The organism is Bacillus cereus group sp. MYBK5-2, assembly GCF_051915685.1.
Taxonomy (GTDB): domain Bacteria; phylum Bacillota; class Bacilli; order Bacillales; family Bacillaceae_G; genus Bacillus_A; species Bacillus_A cereus.
This window is the reverse complement of record NZ_JBQAFE010000029.1, coordinates 1-3,074: the sequence shown is the minus strand read 5'-3', so window position 1 is coordinate 3,074 and position 3,074 is coordinate 1. Positions and strand designations below refer to the sequence as shown.

Here is a 3,074-nt window from a genome sequence, read left to right as displayed (position 1 = left end):
TTTCTTTGATTTGGGAGGCGATTCAATTAAATCTATCCAAGTCTCTTCGAGATTACATCAGGCTGGTTATCGAGTAGATATGAAAGATTTATTCAGATATTCTACTGTGGCATCTTTAAGTCCACATGTAGAAAAAATGATGCGAATTGCTGAACAAGGGGAAATAACAGGTGAAGTTACATTAACACCAATTCAACAATGGTTTTTTGAACGTGAGGTCACAGCTCCACATCACTTTAATCAAGCGTTTCTGTTATACCGGAAACAAGGGTTTGATGTAACAGCTCTTCGCAAGACGATGCAAAAAATCGCTGAGCATCATGATGCACTGCGGATGGTATTCCGTCAAACTGAACAAGGATACGAGGGATGGAATCGAGGAATAGAAGAAGAATTATTCAACCTCGAAGTGATGGACTTTACTGGAAACGTAAATCCGGCTTCAAAGATTGAAGAAGCTGTAAATAAGATTCAAAGTAGTATTGATTTAAGAGAAGGACCGTTAATGAAACTAGGCTTGTTCCAGTGTGAAGAAGGCGATCATTTATTGATTGTGATTCATCATTTAGTCGTAGATGGTGTTTCTTGGAGGATATTACTAGAAGATATTGGAACAGGATATGAACAAGTGAAAAATGGAGAGGAAATTCAACTCCCACAAAAAACAGATTCCTTCCAATTATGGGCAGAACAATTGACTCGTTACGCAAACAATCCAGAGATGGAGAAAGAGCGTGAATATTGGAATGAGATTGAAAAAATCCCAATGGAATTGTTGCCAAAGGACGAGGAACAAGATTGTGGTTTAATAAAGGATGGTGAAAACATCACAATCCAGTGGACAGCTTCTGAAACCGAGCAGTTATTAAAACAAGCAAATCGGGCATATAGCACTGAAATCAATGATTTATTGTTAACTGCTTTAGGAAGGGCAATTCATAAGTGGACAGGAATGGAAAACATTGTAGTGAACTTAGAAGGACATGGACGAGAGTCTATTCTTTCGGATCTTGATATTACTCGTACGGTAGGATGGTTTACGAGTCAATATCCAGTAATTTTACCGATTGAGGCAAAGGATGATCTTTCTTACCAGATTAAGAATATTAAAGAAGGATTACGTCATATCCCGAATAAAGGAATTGGATACGGCCTTTTAAAATATCTATCTGAAAAACAAGAAAAGCATAATTTTACATTGAAGCCAGAGATTAGCTTTAACTATCTGGGGCAGTTTGACCAAGATTTAGAGAATAGTACGATGCAAATCTCTTCTTATTCAAGTGGTTTATCTGCAAATACAGATCAACTAAGAGTATTTGTTTTAGATATTAATAGTATGATTTTAGATGGGAAAATGTTGCTTACGATTAACTATAACCGTAAACAATACCATAGAGAAACGATAGAACAGTTGGCAAATGGACTGCAGGAAAGTTTACAAGAAATCATTAAACATTGTGTAACGAAAGAACAAGCAGAGCTTACACCAAGTGATATTATTTTCAAGGGAATAACAATTGAAGCATTAGATCGAATTATAGAGGAAACTAAGCACATAGGCGAAATCGAAAATGTGTATCCGTTAACGCCAACGCAAAAAGGAATGTTATTTCATAGTTTGATGAATCCACAATCGGAAGCTTATTTTGAACAAGCAACGTTTGATATGCAGGGAAGTATGAATATAAAAGCATTTGTTCAAAGTTTGGAACAACTAGTACAAAGACATGCCATATTCCGAACGAACTTTGTAAATATAGGGAATGATGAGCCGTTACAAATTGTATACCGAAATCGAGAAGTTGATTTTCATTTTGAAGATCTTCAGGAAATGGAAGAATCATCACGTGAAGATTGGATAAAGAGGTATACCGCTGCAGATAAAGAAAGAGGATTTAATCTTGCTGAAGATGTATTAATGCGTATGGCAATTTTACGTACTAATGAGCAAACATACCATGTTATTTGGAGCTTCCACCATATCTTAATGGATGGTTGGTGTATCCCACTAGTGACACATGAAATCTTTGAAACTTACTATGCAATTCAGGAACAAAGAGAGCCTAAGTTATCTGTAGTAACGCCATATAGTGACTACATTGAATGGTTAGAAGTACAAGATTATGAAGAATCCTCTAAGTATTGGAATGATTATTTAGGGGAGTATGAAGGACAAACACTGTTGCCAAGTGTTACTTCTAGTAGAGAGAATGAAAGTTATGCTTCGGGTAACTTGGTTTGGAATCTTGGTCAGAAGTTGACCGAGCAATTGAAACAAGTCGCGAATAGTAACCAAGTCACTTTGAATACGTTAATGCAGACAGCATGGGGGATATTGTTACAAAGATATAATAATAGTACAGATGTTGTCTTCGGCAGTGTGGTCTCAGGAAGACCATCCGAAATAGTGGGTGTAGAAAATATTATTGGATTGTTTATTAACACAATTCCTGTACGTATTCGTTGTGAAGCGGAAGAATCTTTTGTAGAAGTGATGAAAAGAAATCAGAAGCAGGCGATAGCCACACATGCATATGATACGTATCCGTTGTATGAAATACAGACACAAACAGAACAAAAGCAGAATTTAATCAACCATATTATGGTGTTTGAAAACTATCCTTTAGAACAGCAAATGGAGCATAACGAAAATCGTGATGAAACAGATTTATTAATAGAAAATGTAAGTATGACTGAACAAACGAACTATGATTTTAACGTTATTGTGATTCCTGATGAAGAAATAAAAATGCATTTTGAATACAATGCGAACGTATACGATTATGCTAGTGTAATGCGAATAAAGGATCATTTCATTCAAATTATGGAGCAAGTTGTAAATGATGTGCAATTGTGTGTAAAAGAATTAGAAATAGTAACAGTGGGAGAGAGAAAGCATGTTCTCGAAGTATTCAATGATACAGCTGTTGAATACCCACATGAAAAGACAGTATATCAACTATTTGAAGAACAAGTGGAACGTACACCTGACCACCTTGCGGTTGTGTTCGAAGATCAGCAGTTGACATACCGTGAACTGAATGAACGAGCAAATCAGTTGGCGCGAACGT

General features: G+C 36.2%; 1 protein-coding gene. It reads left to right on the top strand.

Going from position 1 to position 3,074, the window contains the following annotated elements; translation table 11 throughout:
- A partial coding sequence (locus tag ACTFP3_RS30035) for a condensation domain-containing protein (RefSeq protein WP_440012079.1) occupies positions 1–3,074 on the top strand: 3,074 nt, incomplete at both ends.